General features: G+C 74.0%; 13 protein-coding genes. 5 read left to right on the forward strand and 8 right to left on the reverse strand.

Annotated elements, in window-relative coordinates:
* Nucleotides 1-81 precede the first annotated feature (81 nt).
* On the forward strand, nt 82-2,754 hold the full coding sequence (locus ACJTNH_RS15920; RefSeq protein WP_458177341.1) for a bifunctional acetate--CoA ligase family protein/GNAT family N-acetyltransferase: 2,673 nt from the start codon (nt 82-84) through the stop codon (nt 2,752-2,754).
* Nucleotides 2,755-2,823: 69 nt separating this feature from the next.
* Here ACJTNH_RS15920 and sigB read toward each other — a convergent pair whose 3' ends face one another.
* Nucleotides 2,824-3,807 (reverse strand): RNA polymerase sigma factor SigB, encoded by a 984-nt coding sequence (gene sigB / locus ACJTNH_RS15925; protein ID WP_458177343.1) that lies wholly within the window; start codon nt 3,805-3,807, stop codon nt 2,824-2,826.
* A 264-nt stretch (nt 3,808-4,071) separates the two neighbouring features.
* A complete protein-coding gene (gene dtd, locus ACJTNH_RS15930) occupies nt 4,072-4,503 on the reverse strand; it encodes a D-aminoacyl-tRNA deacylase (protein WP_458177345.1) in 432 nt (143 codons plus the stop codon).
* A gap of 179 nt (nt 4,504-4,682) precedes the next feature.
* Here dtd and ACJTNH_RS15935 point away from each other — a divergent pair, with 179 nt between their 5' ends.
* From ACJTNH_RS15935 to ACJTNH_RS15945, 3 genes are all read left to right on the forward strand, one after another.
* Nucleotides 4,683-5,624, forward strand: coding sequence for a DUF808 domain-containing protein (locus ACJTNH_RS15935; protein ID WP_458177347.1), 942 nt, complete (start codon nt 4,683-4,685; stop codon nt 5,622-5,624).
* Nucleotides 5,625-5,663: 39 nt separating this feature from the next.
* Nucleotides 5,664-6,263, forward strand: coding sequence for an HhH-GPD-type base excision DNA repair protein (locus ACJTNH_RS15940; protein ID WP_458177349.1), 600 nt, complete (start codon nt 5,664-5,666; stop codon nt 6,261-6,263).
* 157 nt (nt 6,264-6,420) lie between these two features.
* Nucleotides 6,421-6,765 carry a DUF3099 domain-containing protein gene (locus ACJTNH_RS15945; protein ID WP_458177351.1) on the forward strand — a complete coding sequence of 115 codons (345 nt, stop codon included), beginning with the start codon at nt 6,421-6,423 and terminating at the stop codon, nt 6,763-6,765.
* A gap of 1 nt (nt 6,766) precedes the next feature.
* Here ACJTNH_RS15945 and ACJTNH_RS15950 read toward each other — a convergent pair whose 3' ends face one another.
* Nucleotides 6,767-7,651: a carbohydrate kinase family protein gene (locus ACJTNH_RS15950; protein WP_458177353.1), complete on the reverse strand. Its 885-nt coding sequence runs from the start codon at nt 7,649-7,651 to the stop codon at nt 6,767-6,769.
* 8 nt (nt 7,652-7,659) lie between these two features.
* Nucleotides 7,660-8,589 (reverse strand): pseudouridine-5'-phosphate glycosidase, encoded by a 930-nt coding sequence (locus ACJTNH_RS15955; RefSeq protein WP_458177355.1) that lies wholly within the window; start codon nt 8,587-8,589, stop codon nt 7,660-7,662.
* Between the two features lie 71 nt (nt 8,590-8,660).
* On the opposite strand from ACJTNH_RS15955, the gene ACJTNH_RS15960 reads away from it, so the two are divergent.
* The gene (locus ACJTNH_RS15960; RefSeq protein ID WP_458177358.1) at nt 8,661-8,888 is read left to right on the forward strand and encodes a DUF3039 domain-containing protein; all 228 of its coding nucleotides are present in this window, start codon (nt 8,661-8,663) and stop codon (nt 8,886-8,888) included.
* A gap of 61 nt (nt 8,889-8,949) precedes the next feature.
* Here ACJTNH_RS15960 and ACJTNH_RS15965 read toward each other — a convergent pair whose 3' ends face one another.
* The 4 genes from ACJTNH_RS15965 to ACJTNH_RS15980 form a co-directional block, all read right to left on the reverse strand.
* Nucleotides 8,950-10,023, reverse strand: coding sequence for a YihY/virulence factor BrkB family protein (locus tag ACJTNH_RS15965; RefSeq protein ID WP_458177360.1), 1,074 nt, complete (start codon nt 10,021-10,023; stop codon nt 8,950-8,952).
* Nucleotides 10,024-10,100: 77 nt separating this feature from the next.
* A complete protein-coding gene (locus ACJTNH_RS15970) occupies nt 10,101-12,467 on the reverse strand; it encodes a VanW family protein (protein ID WP_458177362.1) in 2,367 nt (788 codons plus the stop codon).
* Between the two features lie 146 nt (nt 12,468-12,613).
* Nucleotides 12,614-12,838, reverse strand: coding sequence for a DUF7455 domain-containing protein (locus tag ACJTNH_RS15975; RefSeq protein ID WP_458177364.1), 225 nt, complete (start codon nt 12,836-12,838; stop codon nt 12,614-12,616).
* 472 nt (nt 12,839-13,310) lie between these two features.
* Nucleotides 13,311-14,618 (reverse strand): RNA polymerase sigma factor, encoded by a 1,308-nt coding sequence (locus ACJTNH_RS15980; protein WP_458177366.1) that lies wholly within the window; start codon nt 14,616-14,618, stop codon nt 13,311-13,313.
* Nucleotides 14,619-14,777 lie beyond the last annotated feature (159 nt).

The following is a 14,777-nucleotide window of genomic DNA, read 5'->3' on the forward strand; positions in this document are numbered from 1 at the left end:
AGCCCCCCACGACTCGCAGGCTCGCCGCGGGACCCTGCTGAGGGGCCGACCGAGGGGGTGACCGTGAGCGAGGAGACGCCTGTGAGCCCCGCTGCGCCGCCGCACTGGGAGGCCGACGTCGTCGCTGCCGACGGCGGCACCGTGCACCTGCGGCCGATCACCCCCGAGGACGCCGACGGGATCGTCGGGCTGATGGAGCGCAGCTCCGACCAGACCCGCTACTACCGGTTCTTCGGGCCGATGCGCCGGCTGTCGGACAAGGACCTGCACCGCTTCACCCACGTCGACCACGACGCCCGGGTCGCCTTCGTCGTGCTGCTCGGCGACCAGCTCATCGGGGTCGGCCGCTACGACCGCTACCCGGGCACCGACGACGCCGAGGTCGCCTTCCTCATCGAGGACGCCCACCAGCGCCGCGGCCTCGGGTCGGTGCTGCTCGAGCACCTGGCGGCGGCGGCCCGCGAGCGGGGGATCAGCCGCTTCGTCGCCGAGGTGCTCAGCCAGAACAGCGCGATGGTGCGGGTCTTCATCGACGCCGGGTACTCGGCCAAGCGGTCCTACGAGGACGGCGTGGTGCACCTGACCTTCCCGATCGCGCCCACCGAGCAGTCGCTGGCCGTGGCCCACGAGCGGGAGCAGCGCAGTGAGTCCCGGTCGATCGGCCGGCTGCTCAACCCCGGGTCGGTGGCGATCGTCGGGGCCAGCAACGACCCGGCCAAGGTCGGCCACGCAGTGCTGCACGACCTGCTCGAGTACGGCTTCGACGGCCCGCTCTACCCGGTCAACCCGGCGGTGCGGCACGTCCGCGGGGTGCCGGCCTACGCCGACATCGAGGCGATCCCGGACGACGTCGACCTCGCCGTCCTCGCCGTGCCCGCCGACGAGGTGCCGGCCGTGGTGGAGGCATGCCGGCGGAAGAACGTCCGCGGTCTGGTGGTCATCTCCGGCGGGTTCGGCGAGACCGGGCCCGAGGGGCGCGCCGCCGAACGGGCGCTGGTCGCCTCGGCCCGGGCGTCGGGCATGCGGGTGGTCGGCCCCAACTGCCTGGGCATCGTCAACACCGACCCCGCGGTGCGGCTGAACGCCAGCCTCGCCCCCGACGTCCCCGGCCGCGGCCGGGTCGGCTTCTTCGCCCAGTCCGGCGCGCTCGGCGTCGCCCTGCTCGAACGGGCCCGCGCACGGGGCATCGGGCTGTCCACCTTCGTGTCCGCGGGCAACCGGGCCGACGTCAGCGGCAACGACCTGCTCCAGTACTGGGCCAGTGACCCGGGCACCGAGGTGGTGCTGCTCCACCTGGAGAGCTTCGGCAACCCGCGCAAGTTCGCCCGGCTGGCCCGCGGCATCGGCCGCACCAAGCCGGTGGTCGCGGTGAAGAGCGGCCGGCACGTCGGCATGACCGCCGGCCTGGCCGGCACCAGCGTCGCCGTCCCCGAGGAGTCGGTCGCGGCGCTGTTCGCCTCGGCCGGGGTGATCCGGGTGGAGACCCTGGCCCAGCTCTTCGACGTCGGCACCCTGCTGGCCCACCAGCCGCTGCCCGCCGGCGACCGGGTCGCCGTGGTCGGCAACTCCACCGCCATGGGCGTGCTGGTCGCCGACGCCGTCCTGGAGCAGGGGCTGGCGCTGGCGCACGACCGCCCGGTCGACATCGGCACCGAGGGCACCCCCGAGGACTTCCGGTCCGCGCTGCAGACCGCCCTGGACGACGACGGGGTCGACAGCGTGGTCGCGGTCTTCCTGCCCCCGCTGCTGCGCGGTGAGCAGCCCTTCGGCGAGGTGCTCCGCGACGTCTCGGTGGGGTCGGAGAAGCCCCTGGTCGCCAACTTCCTGTCCACCGAGGGCATCCCCGACGAGCTGGCGATCCGCGACGAGCACGGCATGCCCGCGCGCGGCTCGGTGCCCTCGTTCTCCACCCCCGAGCGCGCGGTGATCGCGCTGGCGAAGGTCAGCGAGTACGCCCGCTGGCGCCGTCGGCCGCTGGGCGTCGTCCCGGAGCTGGAGGGGATCGACGAGCCCGTCGCCCAGCGCGTGGTGACGGCCGCGCTGGCGGCGTCCCCGCAGGGCCGGGAGCTCACCGACGAGGAGACGATGGCGCTGCTGGGCGCCTACGGGGTGCCGATGCTCGGCACCCGCCGGGTCGAGGACGCCGAGGCCGCGGTCGCCGCCGCCGAGGCGATCGGCTACCCGGTGGTGCTGAAGTCCACCGCGCCGTGGCTCCGTGACCGGCGCGACCTGGGCGGCATGCGCTTCGACCTGGCCGACGCCGAGGACGTGCGGACGGCGTTCGCGGCGATCCCGGCCGGTGACCCGGTGATCGTCCAGGAGCAGGCGGCGCCCGGGGTGGCCACGGTGGTCGAGATCGTCGACGACCCGTCCTTCGGTGCGCTGGTCAGCTTCGGCGTCGGCGGGGTGGCCACCGACCTGCTCGGTGACCGCGCCTACCGCACCCTGCCGCTGACCGACCTGGACGCGCACGAGCTGGTCCGGGAGCCGCGGGCCTGGCCGCTGCTGAACGGCTACCGCGGCAGTGCGCCGGTCGACACCGCGGCCCTGGAGGACCTGCTGCTGCGGGTCGCCCGGCTGGGCGACGACGTGCCCGAGGTGCTGGGGCTGACCCTGGAGCCGGTGATCGTCGGCCCGGCCGACGCCTGGCACGGCGGCCGCAGCCTGGTCGTGGCCGGCGCGGTCGTCCGGGTCGGCCCCCCCACCGCCCGCGTCGACTCCGGCCCCCGCCGCATGTTCCGCCCCGGCACCTGACACGACGGAGCCCCCACCCACCAGGGCAGGGGCTCCGTCGTCGCGCCGCGGTGCGATCCCGAGGACCGCTCAGCCGAGGTAGTCCCGGAGGGCGTCGGCGCGCTGCGGGGCGCGCAGCTTGGTCATGGTCTCGCGCTCGATCTGCCGCACCCGCTCGCGAGAGAGGCCGAAGCGCTTGCCGATCTGCTCCAGCGTCCGCGGCTGGCCGCCGTCGAGACCGAACCGCATGACCACCACGTCCCGCTCGCGCTCCTCGAGGGTCTCCAGGACGTTGCGCACGTCGCCCTTCATCATCTGGAAGGCGACGGCGTCCTCGGCGACCGCGGCGTCGGCGTCCTCGATGAAGTCACCGAGCCGGGACTCCTCGTCGGCACCGACGGTCTGGTCGAGGGAGACCAGGTCGCGGGAGTACTCGAGCAGCTCGGTGATCCGCTCGGGGGTCATGTCCAGCTCGAGGCCCAGCTCCTCGGCGGTGGGCTCGCGCTCCAGCTCCTGGTGGATCCGGCGCCGGGTGCGCACCACCTTGTTGACCTGCTCGGCCAGGTGGACGGGGAGCCGGATCGTCCGGCCGGAGTCGGCCATGGCCCGGGTGATGGCCTGCCGGATCCACCACGTGGCGTAGGTGGAGAACTTGAAGCCCTTGGTGTAGTCGAACTTCTCCACGGCGCGGATCAGGCCGACGTTGCCCTCCTGGATGAGGTCCAGGAACGTCATGCCGTGGCCGGTGTAGCGCTTGGCCACGGAGACGACCAGACGGAGGTTCGCCTCGAGCAGGTGGGCCTTGGCCGCCTTGCCGTCCGCGGCGAGCAGCTTGTAGTCCCGGGTCAGCGCCGGGGTCAGCTTCTTCTCGTTCAGCAGCCGGTCGGCGTAGAGGCCGGCCTCGATCCGCTTGGCCAGCTCGACCTCCTGCTCGGCGGTCAGCAGCGCGGTCTTGCCGATGGTGTTGAGGTAGACGCGCACCAGGTCCGTCGACACCAGGCCACTGGTGTCCGGGGCGCGGCGCGGGGAGCGCACCTCGAGGGTGTCGGTGTGGGAGGACTGCAGCACGGTCACGATGAGTCTTCGTCCTTGCTTCGGGGTCCGGATGCGTCGCCGTCGCGAGTCGTCTGGCGGTGCACCCCGGTGGAGGTCAGAACGTCGTCCGGGATCAGCCGGCTGGCTCTCCGGTCGTTCTGTCCGTGTGGTACGTCGTGTACAACGGACCTACCGGGGTGCGTGTTCCGGGGCGCGAGGACTCACAGGCAACGTCCAGGTCGGCGACACTGCATGGGCTCCGGAAGCGAGTGACAGCGGTGTGGTACCCCGCTCCGTCGGCGGCTAGACCTCCAGCTGCAGGGTCATCGGCCCCTCGTTCACCGAGGCCACGGACATGCGGGCGCCGAACCGGCCGGTGCCGACCTCGGTGCCCCGCCGGCGCAGCTCCGCGACCACCTCGTCGACCAGTGGCTGGGCCAGCTCCCCGGGTGCGGCGTCGGCCCAGGAGGGACGGCGTCCCTTGCGGGTGTCGGCGTAGAGGGTGAACTGGCTGACCACCAGCACCGGCAGGCCGAGGTCGCCGACCGAGCGGGCGCCGTCGTCGGTGGGGAAGACGCGCAGCTCGTGCAGCTTCTTCCCGAGCGCGCGGGCGCGGGCCCCGTCGTCGTCCCGGCCGACCCCGACCAGGGCCAGCAGGCCCGCGCCGATCGCGCCGACCACCTCACCCTCGACGGTCACCGACGCCTCGCTGACCCGGGTCACCACCGCACGCACGGGCTGATCCTCGCCCACCCGGCGCACCGGCCGGCGGGGCCCCCCACCACGCGCGCGGGACGTCGCTGACCCCGAGCGGTGCGGCGAGCGCGCGCGGCACCGCCTGATCGACCACCATGTCCTCCGACAGCACGCGAGTGCGGACCGATCGGAAGGAACCTCCCGTGGCGGGTGGACTGGTGGCTCTCCTCGACGACGTGGCGGTGCTGGCGCGCGCGGCCGCCGCCTCGATCGACGACATCGGGGCCGCTGCCGGGCGGGCCAGCATCAAGGCCGCCGGGGTGGTCGTGGACGACACCGCGGTCACCCCGCAGTACGTGCACGGGCTGAACGCGGACCGCGAGCTGCCGATCATCCGCAAGATCGCGCTGGGCTCGCTGCGCAACAAGCTGTTGATCATCCTGCCGGCGATCCTGCTGCTGAGCGAGTTCCTGCCCTTCCTCCTCACCCCGATCCTCATGGTCGGTGGCGCCTACCTCTGCTACGAGGGCGCGGAGAAGATCTGGCACCGGGTGAAGGGCCACGGAGAGGCCCACGCGTCGGTGGAGGAGGCCCTCCCGGACGAGAAGACCATCGTGTCCGGGGCGGTGCGCACCGACTTCATCCTGTCCGCGGAGATCATGGTGATCTCGCTGAACGAGGTGGTGGACCAGGGCTTCTGGTCCCGGGCGGTCATCCTGGCGATCGTCGCGCTGGGCATCACCGTCCTGGTCTACGGCGTCGTCGGTCTGATCGTGAAGATGGACGACGTCGGGCTGCACCTGGCCCAGCGGTCCAGCGCAGGGGTGGCCCGGCTCGGCCGCGGGCTGGTCAAGGGGATGCCGAAGCTGCTCAGCGCGCTCACCGTCGTGGGCACCGCCGCGATGCTGTGGGTCGGCGGCCACATCCTGCTGGTGGGTACCGACGAGCTGGGGCTGCACGTCCTCTACGAGGTGGTGCACCACCTGGAGGAGGCCGCGGCCGAGGCCACCGGTGCGCTCGGCTCGGTCGTCGGCTGGGTGGTCAACACCCTCGGCAGCGCCCTGCTCGGGCTGGTCGTCGGCGCGATCGTCGTGACGGTGCTGAGCCTGACCCTGCACCGGCGCAAGGCGCACGAGGCCAGCGGCGCGCAGGCGCACTGACCGCAGGGGTGAGCCCGCTCGTGCGGCAGGATCGGCTGCGTGCCGACCCTCCACATCTCCCAGGACACCGCCGCCGACGAGCTGCTCGGCCGTGACCCGCTGGCGCTGCTGATCGGCATGCTGCTGGACCAGCAGTTCCCGATGGAGCGCGCCTTCGCCGGCCCGCGGCTGCTGGCCGACCGGCTGGGCGTCGCGACGCTGTCCGCGGTCGAGCTCGCCGAGTGCGACCCGGCCGAGCTGGCCCGGCACTTCCAGGGGCCGCCGGCGGTGCACCGCTATCCCGGGTCGATGGCCGCCCGCACCCAGGAGCTGGCCCGGGTGCTGGTGGAGCGGTACGACGGCCGGGCCGACGCGGTGTGGGCCGACGTCCCGGACGGAGCCGCCCTGCTGCGCCGGCTGAAGGAGCTGCCCGGCTTCGGCGCGCAGAAGGCGACGATCTTCCTGGCGCTGCTGGGCAAGCAGTACGGGGTCACCCCGCCGGGCTGGCGGGAGGCCGCCGGCGACTACGGGCAGGAGGGGGCCCGCCGGTCGGTCGCCGACATCACCGACCCGACGTCCCTCGCCGAGGTGCGGGCGTTCAAGCAGGCGGCCAAGCAGGCCGCCAAGGAGGCCCGGGCGGCGAAGGCGCCGGCCGGCTGAGTCGCCCCCGCAGCGGGTCGGCCAGGGCGCTGCATGGCGCACGATCGAGTGGCACGATGGGCCTCAGGAGCCGGGGGCTCCGGGGCCGGTCGAACCACCTGCACGACCCAGCCGACCACCGCCGCCCTTCCCCCGGCCAGTCCAGGGAAGGGCATCCGTGGCCTCCAGCCAGTCCGTCAGCCGGCACGACCGCAGCGAGCCGCTGCTCATCACCGAGGCCGAGCCCAGCCGGGCCGACCAGCACGCGGCCCGCAAGAAGCGCTACGCGATCACCATGCTGATCCGTGGCGTCAGCCTCGTCCTGGCCGCGCTCACCTACCAGTACTCGATCTGGTTGATGGCCGTCTTCGCCGTCCTCGGCACCGTGCTGCCCTGGGTGGCGGTGGTCATGGCCAACGACCGGCCGCCGAAGAAGAAGATCGACCCGAACCGCTACCGGCCGCCGGCGCCGGACCGGATCCTCGAGTCCGGCAGCAGCAGGGCCCGCGTCATCGACATGTGAGTCAGCGGGCCCCGGGCCGGGCCACCACGGCGGCGGCCCGGGCCAGCCCCGCGTCCAGCGCGCGCACCGGGTCCGGTCGCCCGCCGGACGACGCCCAGGCGGCCAGCACGCCCGCGGTGAACGCATCGCCCGCGCCGGTGGTGTCGACGACGACGGCCGGGTGCGCCGGCCGGTGCACGAGCAGGTCGCCGGCCGCCCAGAGCGCGCCCTCGGCCCCCAGGGTGACCACCACCACGGGGTGCCGTGCCGCCAGCGTGCGGGCCGCGGCCGCCGGGTCGGTGCAGCCGGTGAGCAGCCGCGCCTCGTCGGCGTTGGGCAGCAGCAGGGTGGCCGCCGCGGTCTCGGCCAGCCACCGGTCGACGCCGTGCGCCGCCAGCGGCCCGGTGGACGCCGGGTCGATCGACACGGTGCAGCCCGCCGCCCGGGCCCGCGCCAGGGCCGCGAGACCGGCGGTCCGGGGGCCGGGTGCCAGCAGCGTGTAGCCGGACAGGTGCAGGTGACCACCGGGAGCCGGGTCGGGGACGTCGGCGGCCTGCAGTGCCAGGTTCGCGCCCCGGTCGGCGAGGAAGCTCCGTTCCCCGCCCGGCTCGACCAGGCTCACGATCGTGCCGGTGGGCACGCCCGGCACGGTGCGCAGGGCGAGCTCCACGCCGGCCGCAGCCAGCTCGGCGCGCAGCGCCTCACCGGGCAGGTCGTCGCCCACGCAGCCGGCCAGCGTCACCGGCGTGCCGAGGTCGGCGAGGTGGGCGGCGACGTTCGCCGCGGCCCCGCCACCGGCGGTGCTGATCGCCGCCGGCCGGTCCGAGTCCGGTGCCGGCTCCCCGGAGAGCAGGACGACGACGTCGGTGCACACGTCACCGACGACCACCACCGGTGGGGCGGCCACCGCCGGGGTCAGCGGGCGAGCGCGGCGAGCTCGGCCGCGATCTGCCCGGCCAGCTCTGCGTTGCGCAGCACGAGGCGCACGTTCACCGCCAGGCTCGCCCCGCCGCTGGCCTCGTGCAGGTGCCCGAGGATGAACGGGGTGACGTCCTTCCCGCGGGCACCGGCGGCGTCCGCGGCGGCGAGTGCGTCGGCGATGACCCGGTCGTGCAGCTCGGCGTCCAGCTGCTGGTCGGCAGGCAGGGGGTTGGCCACCACGACCGCGCCGGGGGCGAGCTCCCGGCGGGCGGCGAACACCCGCGCCGCCTCGGCGGGGGTCGTCACCGACCAGTCGACCGGCGACCCGGAGTCGGCCACGTAGAAGCCCGGGAAGCGGTTCGTGCGGTAACCGACGACGGTCACCGACAGCGACTCCAGCCGCTCCAGGGTGGCCGGGACGTCGAGGATGGACTTCACGCCAGCGCAGACGACCACCAGCGAGGTGCGGGCCAGGGCGACCAGGTCGGCGGACTCGTCGAAGGTGTCGCTGGCCAGCCGGTGCACGCCGCCCAGCCCGCCGGTGGCGAAGACGCCGATCCCGGCCCGGGCGGCCAGCAGCGCCGTGCTGGAGACGGTGGTCGCGCCGCTGCGGCCCAGCGCGGCGGCGACCGGCAGGTCGCGGACCCCGAGCTTGGCGAGCTCCGGGTCGGCGCAGACCCGGTCGACCTCGGCCGCGGTCAGCCCCACGTGGGGCACGCCGTCGAGCACCGCGATGGTGGCCGGCACCGCGCCGCCGGCGCGCACCGCGGCCTCCACCTCGTCGGCGGCAGCACGGTTCTCCGGGCGGGGGAGGCCGTGGGCGAGCAGGGTGCTCTCCAGGGCGACGACGGGCCGGCCCGCGGCGAGCGCGTCGGCCACCTCGGGGGAGAGGACGGACGGAGTTCCGGAGGAGGGGGCAGGCACCCTGCCATCATGGAGGGCAGCCCGTTACGGACCGGACACCGGCCCGAACCCGAGACCTGAGGGAGCAGCCCATGAGCAGCGCCGACATCCTCGAGCGCCCGGACGTCCGCGACGCCGACACCGGCAACGCCAACGAGGTCTTCCACTACGTGAAGAAGAACCAGATCGCCGAGAGCGCCGTCATGGGCACCATGGTCGAGGCGCTCTGCGGTGAGGTCTTCCCGGTGACCAAGAGCCCCAAGCCCGGCAGCCCGGTCTGCCCGGCCTGCACGGAGGTCTACAACCAGCTCAAGAAGTAGGCCCCCGCGCAGGGGCCCGACCCGCGCGCAGCGTGGGTCGGGGGGCGCGGGGGTCCTTCGATCAGCGGAGGCCGAGCTTCTCCGCCTCGAGCTCGATCTTGGCCGCCCGGCGGCGCTGCCGGCGGCGGTCGTGCCGGCGCTGCTGGGCCGGCCAGCGCGCCTCCACGGTGGCGTTCAACTCGGCGCCCAGCAGCATGGACATGCCCAGCAGGAAGCAGAACAGCAGTGCGGCGATCGGTGCCGCCAGCGCACCGTAGGGCAGCGCGGTGGTGAGCACGTCGGCGACGTAGCTGCGCAGCACCAGTGCCGCCAGGATGAAGAAGCCCACCGCGAAGACCGCACCCAGCAGGTGCCGGTGCCAGGGCAGACGCCGCGGCAGGATCACGTGGTAGAAGCTGGTCAGCGCCAGGATCAGCGCCGACACCACCAGCGGCCAGTAGACCGCGTCGACCAGCAGCGTGGCGGTGCCCCGCCACTCCGTGGGCAGCAGCCCGACCAGTGTGCCCCGGCCGAGCACGAGCAACGGCAGGGTGAGCACGGCGAGCACCAGGCCGACGACGAACAGCCACAGCGCCATCAGCCGGGTGCGGATCGGCCCCCGGACGTCGCGCTGGTCGTAGGCGATGACGCTGGTGTTCAGGAACGTCGCGGTGGCCGAGGAGCCGGCCCACAGCGACACCAGGAAGCCCAGGCTGACCACCTCCAGCCGGCCTGGGGCGAGGATCTCGTTCAGTGTCGGCTGCACCAGCGACTGGACGACGCCCGGGGTCAGCGCCTCCGCCGAGGCGTTCACCAGCTGCTCCTCGATCGTCTCCACGGCGTCCTGGCCGATCCACGAACTGAGGTAGCCGAGGGAGCCGAGCAGCCCGATCAGCAGCGGCGGCACCGAGAGGATCTGCCAGAAGGCGGCCTCGGCCGACAGCCCGAGGATCCTGTCCTGCCAGGCCTTGGCCAGCGTCCGTCCCAGCACCTGGAGCGGCACCCGTACCGGTGTGGGCAGCCTGTCCAGCCGGCCGGGCCGGTGGCCCCCGCGCGCCGTCGCCCCGGCCGGCGCGGTGTCGGCTGTCGGCGAGGTGGCCGTACCGGTCAGCTCGGCGGCGCGTGCCGCTGAGCTGCTCGGGACGAGGGAGGCCACGACCACAGTCTGCACGGCTCGGTCGTCCGTGGTGCCGGCCCGGCCGTCACGTCCCCTCCCACCGGAGGTGACAGGGGTCAGCAGCGTCGCCGGCCGGCCCGGGGTGCCCCGCCGGTCCGCGCGCCGGGGCGGCGACCGGCCGGGGTGGACGGCGCCGGTGCGCCGGTCGCCGGGGGGACCGCCGCCGGGTCGGTCGGCGCCGGCGGCGGGACGCAGCGGATGACCGCCTCGGCCGCGTAGCGGGTGTCGAAGGACTCACGACGGATCTCCGCGCCGCCGGCCAGGTCCCGGAAGACCCGGGTGACGGTGATGTCGAAGCCCAGCGAGCCCGACTGCGGGGTGCAGTTGCCGTCGTCGACCTTCTCCTGCACGGCCGGCTGCCGGATGTTGCGGCGCTCGCTGCTGATCGACTGGACGTCGTAGTAGCGGGTGCCCCAGAAGGTGACGGTGAGCGTGCCCGGCACCCACTGGGTCTGCACGTAGATGCCGGTCTCGGTGTCGTTGCGCCACTGCAGGTCGATCTGGCCCTCGTAGACCGTCGCCTCACGCCCGGCGGGGTAGCGGCTGATGTAGAAGCTGTGCGGCTTGTGGTAGACGTCCTCGAGCCCGGCGAAGAAGACCGCGTTGAACATCGTGGTCGCGAACTGGCTGATCCCCCCACCGACTGCCTGCGACAGCTCGCCCCCGCTGATCACCGCAGCCGGCACGTACCCCTGCGCGGTTCCGCGCGGGCCGGTGTAGCCGTTCAGGCTGAACGTCTCGCCCGGCCGGACCAGCGCGCCGTCGACCTCGGCGGCGACCACCCGGATGTTCGTGCCGCTCGCGGCGCTGGTGAAGTTCGTGCTGAAGGAGCTGACCTGCTCCTTGATGCCCAGCGCCTGCGCCTGCTCGGTGGTGAACTCGGCCGGCACCGGGCCGAGGGCCGCGGTGACCGAGCGGGGGGCCGGGTCGTCGAGCACCGGCAGCAGCTCGGTGGCGAGGACGGCCGGGTCGATCCCCTGACCGTCGACCGACGGCACGACGCTGATCGTGTCGCCGGACACCTCGAAGCGGGCGTCCTGAGCGGGGGAGCCGAAGGCGCCCAGCTCCTCGCCCACCGCGGTCTGCAGCGCGGCCGGGTCGACGGCGACGGCGAGGCTGCCGTCGTCCTGCGGGTTGAAGGTGAGTGACGCCGCGATCGCGGTGACCGGCAGGTCGACGGAGTCGGCCCCGTCCGCACCGACGACGGTGACCGGTGCGGCGAGCGCCGGGGTGACCGTCTCGTCCAGCACCCGCTGGGCCTCGGCGGTCTCGACCCGTGGTGCGGTCACCTCGACGGGGAGCTCGATCGGGGTGTCGGGGTCGCCACCGGCGGCGAGGGTGGCGGTGATCGTCTCGGCTGCCACGTCACGGTCCAGCTCGCGCCCCTCGGCCGGCTCGACCAGCTGCGGCGTGGTGCCGTCGAGGGTGATCGAGGCGTCGACCGGCGCCCGGTCGACCGTCGTGGCGAACTGCTCGACCTGCGCCGCGAGGGCGGTCTCGTCGGCCGCCAGCACCGGCTCGACCTCGCGGTCACCGACCAGGGAGACCAGCCGGGTCCAGGGGTTGAGCGGTTGGTCGTCGGCGACGTCCACGGTGGCCGGGACGTCGAGGGAGATCCCGGCGCTGGCCGGGTGCAGCACGCCCTGCACGTCGGCGGCCACCAGCGGGTGGTCGGCGGCGATCCGGGGTGCGAGGTCGCTCTCCAGCCGCTCGGTGGCGGCCGCGGGGGACAGCCCGCCGACGTCCACGCCGGCCACCACGGTGCCGCGCGGGACGTCGTCGCCGGCGATCAGCAGGTCGACGCCGTAGAGGACGCCCAGGGTCAGGACGGCGGCTGCCGGGACGGTGACCGCCCGGCGGCGCCACCAGGGGCGCTCCTCGCCGGGGGACCCGGTCGGGGGCGGCGGAGCGCCGGTGTCGTCGCCGTGGTGGGCGGCGGGGTCATCGGCCGGGACGCGGCCGGCGATCAGTGCGGTCGCCTCCGCATCGCGTCCGGCTGCCGGGGGCGGGCCGGAGATCGTGGCGGTCTCGTCGGTGTCCCGAGGGGCTGCCGGGGGCGGGCCGCTGATCGTCGCGGTCTCGTCCGTGCCGCGGGCTGCACCGGGGGTGTCCTGGGTCGGCGCCGGGCCGCCGGCTGCGGCGGTGTCGTCGCTCACCGGCGGGATGACCTGGGTGTCGGACGGCTCGGAGGCCGGCGGCACGGTCGGGGCCGGGTCGGTGACCTGGTCCGCGTCCGCCGGGGACCCAGCGGCCTCCGGAGCCGGGGGCACGGCTGCACCGCCGGGCTGGGCCTCGGGCCCGGCGACCGGTTCGGTGGCCGGCCGGGCGGTCGGGGGGACCGCTGGTGGGCGGCCGGTCCGGGCCGCGCCGACGGTGCCGTCCGGCTCCAGGCGGACGGTGTCGTCGCGGGGTTCCTGCGGCATCGGTCGCTCTCCGGATCGGCGGGGACCGCGGTCCGGTCCCGAGGACGACGAAGCCGCCGGCTCCCCGTGCCCGCGGTGCGGGTCCGGGGTGCCGGCGGCTTCGTCGGGTGAGGGCTTCATCGCTGGCGCGACGATAGTTGCCCTCGTCAGTGGGAGACGCGCGCCTCGCCGTCGGTCTCGATGAAGTCGGCCGCGATGTCGCGGAGCTTGCCCTCGTACTCACGTGCGTGGTGTCCACAGAAGACGAGGTCGCTCCCACTCGGGAGGACCACGCGCACCTTGGCCAGAGCACCGCAGCGGTCGCAGTGGAAGGGAACGACGAGGTCTTCGGTGGGCGGGGTCGTCGTCAGCGTCTGGGTCATCTGGCTCATCACTCGCTCTCTACCGCACGGACCCGCGGCTGCGGATCGGCCTCCTGCACAGCGCCAGGATGGCCCCTCGTGTTCCCGCTCCGGCGCCGACTGTGCACCGACTCACCGATCGAGATGAGTCCGTGACACGGGCGGTGCGGGTGGAACGGGTCAGCAGGGGACGTCGCTGGTTCGGAACTGGGTCCGGATGGTGCACGTACTGGTGGATCTCGTTCACTGGCTCAGGCCAGCTGTGGGTCCGCTGCTGTTCTGACGACGCCCACGCTACGCCGTCTACCCACCACGTGCCGTCGTACACCGGGTCGTCACCCGTTGGGAGCGTCCGCGTCCCCCAGCAGCCGGACACGCCAGCGGCCGGCGACCCAGAGGATCGCCGGCCGCCGCAGTGCACCTCGGCCCCGTAGTGCCGTTCGGCCCCCCTGCAGGGCCCCGCCGCGAGCTTGCGAGTGGTGGGGGGCAGGGGGGTCCTTCCTCAGTCGAGGTAGTCGCGCAGCACCTGGGAGCGGCTGGGGTGGCGGAGCTTGGACATCGTCTTGGACTCGATCTGCCGGATCCGCTCGCGGGTGACCCCGTAGACCTGGCCGATCTCGTCGAGCGTGCGCGGCTGCCCGTCGGTGAGGCCGAAGCGCAGCCGGACGACGCCGGCCTCGCGCTCGGACAGCGTCTGCAGCACGCTGGTCAGCTGGTCCTGCATGAGGGTGAAGCTGACCGCGTCGACGGCGACGACCGCCTCGGAGTCCTCGATGAAGTCACCGAGCTGGCTGTCGCCCTCGTCGCCGATGGTCTGGTCGAGGCTGATCGGCTCCCGGGCGTACTGCTGGATCTCCAGCACCTTCTCCGGGGTGATGTCCATCTCCTTGGCCAGCTCCTCCGGGGTGGGCTCGCGGCCCAGGTCCTGGAGCAGCTCGCGCTGGATGCGGCCGAGCTTGTTGATGACCTCGACCATGTGCACCGGGATGCGGATGGTGCGGGCCTGGTCGGCCATGGCGCGGGTGATCGCCTGGCGGATCCACCAGGTGGCGTAGGTGGAGAACTTGTAGCCCTTGGTGTAGTCGAACTTCTCGACCGCACGGATGAGCCCGAGGTTGCCCTCCTGGATCAGGTCCAGGAACGCCATGCCGCGGCCGGTGTAGCGCTTGGCCAGCGAGACGACCAGGCGGAGGTTCGCCTCCAGCAGGTGGTTCTTGGCGCGCTCGCCGTCGCGGACGATCCAGTTGAGGTCGCGGCGCATCTGCGGGGAGAGCTTCTGGCCCTCCTCCTCGACCTGGCGCAGCCGCTCGGCGCCGTAGAGCCCGGCCTCGATCCGCTTGGCGAGGTCGACCTCCTCCTCGGCGGTGAGCAGCGCGACCTTGCCGATCTGCTTGAGGTACGCGCGGACCGAGTCGGCGGAGGCGGTGAGCTCGGCGTCCTTGCGGGCCTGCCGCAGCGCCTCGGACTCCTCCTCGTCGTCCCACTCGAAGTCGCCGCCCTCGGCGTCCTCCTTGTCGGCCTCGCCGGTCTCCGCGACGCCGTCCTTGCCGGTCACGACCGTCTCGTCGAGCTTGAGGCCCTCGGCGCCGGCGTCGACCACCGCGACGGCCGCCCCGTCGGAGGCGACGGCGGTCAGCACGGTGCCCTCACCGGTGCCGGGGGAGGGGGCGATCGTGGGCTTGCGGGAGGCCGCCTTCTTCGCCGGGGCCCGCTTGGCCGCGGGCTTCTTGGCGGAGGCGGTCACCGGGGTGGTGGACGACGAGGCGCTGGAGCGGGCGGCGACCGTCCGGCTGCGACTCGTGCTGCTCACCGTGGTTGCGTCCGGTCCTGGCTGGTCGGCGGGCACTCAGGTTCCTTCCCGTACTACTGCGGTGCGTTCCTCGAGGACCGTGTGGCCCGCGGGCAGCGGCCCCACGCGTCGTCCGGACGGCAGCGGCCCACCGACGAGCCCGGCGGGGCGACACACCGC

The organism is Modestobacter lacusdianchii, from assembly GCF_054177765.1.